4 protein-coding genes are annotated in these 1,795 nt (G+C 31.4%); all 4 read right to left on the bottom strand.

The window, feature by feature from the left end; all coding sequences use genetic code 11:
• Positions 1-114: 114 nt before the first annotated feature.
• On the bottom strand, positions 115-459 hold the full coding sequence (locus COZ07_RS01685) for a type II toxin-antitoxin system PemK/MazF family toxin (RefSeq protein WP_406606867.1): 345 nt from the start codon (positions 457-459) through the stop codon (positions 115-117).
• A 1-nt stretch (position 460) separates the two neighbouring features.
• On the bottom strand, positions 461-682 hold the full coding sequence (locus COZ07_RS01690) for a hypothetical protein (protein ID WP_406606868.1): 222 nt from the start codon (positions 680-682) through the stop codon (positions 461-463).
• A 337-nt stretch (positions 683-1,019) separates the two neighbouring features.
• Positions 1,020-1,163 carry a hypothetical protein gene (locus COZ07_RS01695; RefSeq protein WP_406606869.1) on the bottom strand — a complete coding sequence of 48 codons (144 nt, stop codon included), beginning with the start codon at positions 1,161-1,163 and terminating at the stop codon, positions 1,020-1,022.
• 422 nt (positions 1,164-1,585) lie between these two features.
• Positions 1,586-1,762, bottom strand: coding sequence for a type II toxin-antitoxin system HicB family antitoxin (locus COZ07_RS01700; RefSeq protein WP_406606870.1), 177 nt, complete (start codon positions 1,760-1,762; stop codon positions 1,586-1,588).
• Between the last annotated feature and the right edge of the window lie 33 nt (positions 1,763-1,795).

Genomic DNA, 1,795 nt, shown 5'->3' on the forward strand with positions numbered 1-1,795 from the left:
TAAAGTGGACACTAACTCCTTAAATCAGCAGAATCGGGAATATTATTCCCTTCCATTTTTCCCTTTCTTCTTAGTTTCCCTTTAATCCCTTTTATTTTTCTTACTTCTTCATGCTTAGTTAATATCAAGATGAATCAAAAGTGCCTTCTCTACCTTTTCTAATTTTTCAGGAAGTAAAGCGCTCACAAAATTGATAAGTCTTTTCTTGTCTATAGTTCGAATTTGATTGCATTTTACTTTAGAATCTTTAGATAGATGAGTTTCTTCGCTGGGAAGAAAAACCTCGAATGGATAGATTTTTTCTGTTTTTGAGGTAATAGGAAGTACAGTTACCGTCTCAGCAAACAAATTATTTCTATCATTAGATATTACCAAAGCCGGTCTTGTTTTTCCTATTTCATGTCCCACTACCGGCTCTAAGGATACCAACCAAATCTCACCTTTTTTAGGAAAGTCCATATTATCTCCATCCCTCCAGAGTAATCTTTTCCCACTCCTGGTTAATCTCTTTATCTTCTTTTCTGGTTGCCTTATATCCTTCTATTAAAAGTTTATCCAATTTTTCTTTATTTATTCTCTCCAGCTTTTCTTTTACAGCTTCGGAAATGAAATCACTCTTGTTAGGGATATACTTTATCTCTTGGGCAATTTCCTCTGGCAAGGTAATATTTAACCTTTTCATGTACATCACCTCCTGTATTAATTATACACTAAACAATACACAAGTCAATTATTTGTTTAAATACTTATTACATCTATAAATTGGCGAACCGACAAACCAGCTAACTAAATTCACTTGTATCTCGTAACTTGCAATCATTTTCGATGAAAGGAGGTGATAAGTTTTGTATTTATCCGTTCCTGCTGTCCGCTAAAATCTTGTTTGAGATCTTTTAGAAATTGATTGGTCTCAAATATTCTAAACTTATTCAATAAATCTACCCTTCATTTCTTTAGCGTCGCGATGTCCAATTTTCAATTTTCCGATCAGGTTCTTATCTGATTTAATCTGAGCCATCTCAATAGGGTCTACATAATAAGTCTATATCTTTTATCACCCTGGCAGTGATAAAATTAGAAATAGGACGATGCTCAATCTTAGCAACAGCCGATATCCTCTTATATTCTTCTTCTGAGAGTCGCAAGGTTACTACTTTAGTCATCTATAACCTCCTTATTTTATGTATTCAATTATATTCTAATACATTCTAATACATTCTTAGCCGCTTGTTAAACAAATATTTCGAATTATCTTTTTATGTGGCATTAAGTTATCTTCGCACCTCACTCTTTTCAGAAGTACAAAAAAACTAACTGGAATTAAATAGGTAACCAACTAACTAAATTATCTTGCAGCATTATAAATCTGTAAACTGTAAGGGGAAAATCAAATGGATATAAAAACATGGTTAGATATAATCACTAATCAGGGATTCCTTAAACCAAGAATTCGAGGGAACTATAAATTTAAGTAGTCACTTTTCATAAGGAAAAGTGAATCTTTTAGTCTGTCTTATTTGTTCTTTAATTTCTAAACAACTCCTCAATAATCTTTTTCTTATCAACCTTTAAGTAATTAGCTATATCATTTAATATATGGCATTTCTTTTTTATCAAAATGACATTTTAAAGCATCTTTAATATTTTCTTTGAGTTCTTCTAAAGTATCTCCTTCTGTAAAAATAGAATATCCAAGAGCTTGGGCAGTATATCCTTTTTCTGGATCTTCTTCGCCAATAAACATTATTTCTTTAAGTTTCATTTTTAAACGCCATTTTCGTTAAATAATTTTTAT

It is taken from the genome of Candidatus Infernicultor aquiphilus (assembly GCF_002784285.1).
In the GTDB taxonomy this organism is placed as follows: Bacteria; Atribacterota; Phoenicimicrobiia; order Phoenicimicrobiales; family Phoenicimicrobiaceae; genus Infernicultor; species Infernicultor aquiphilus.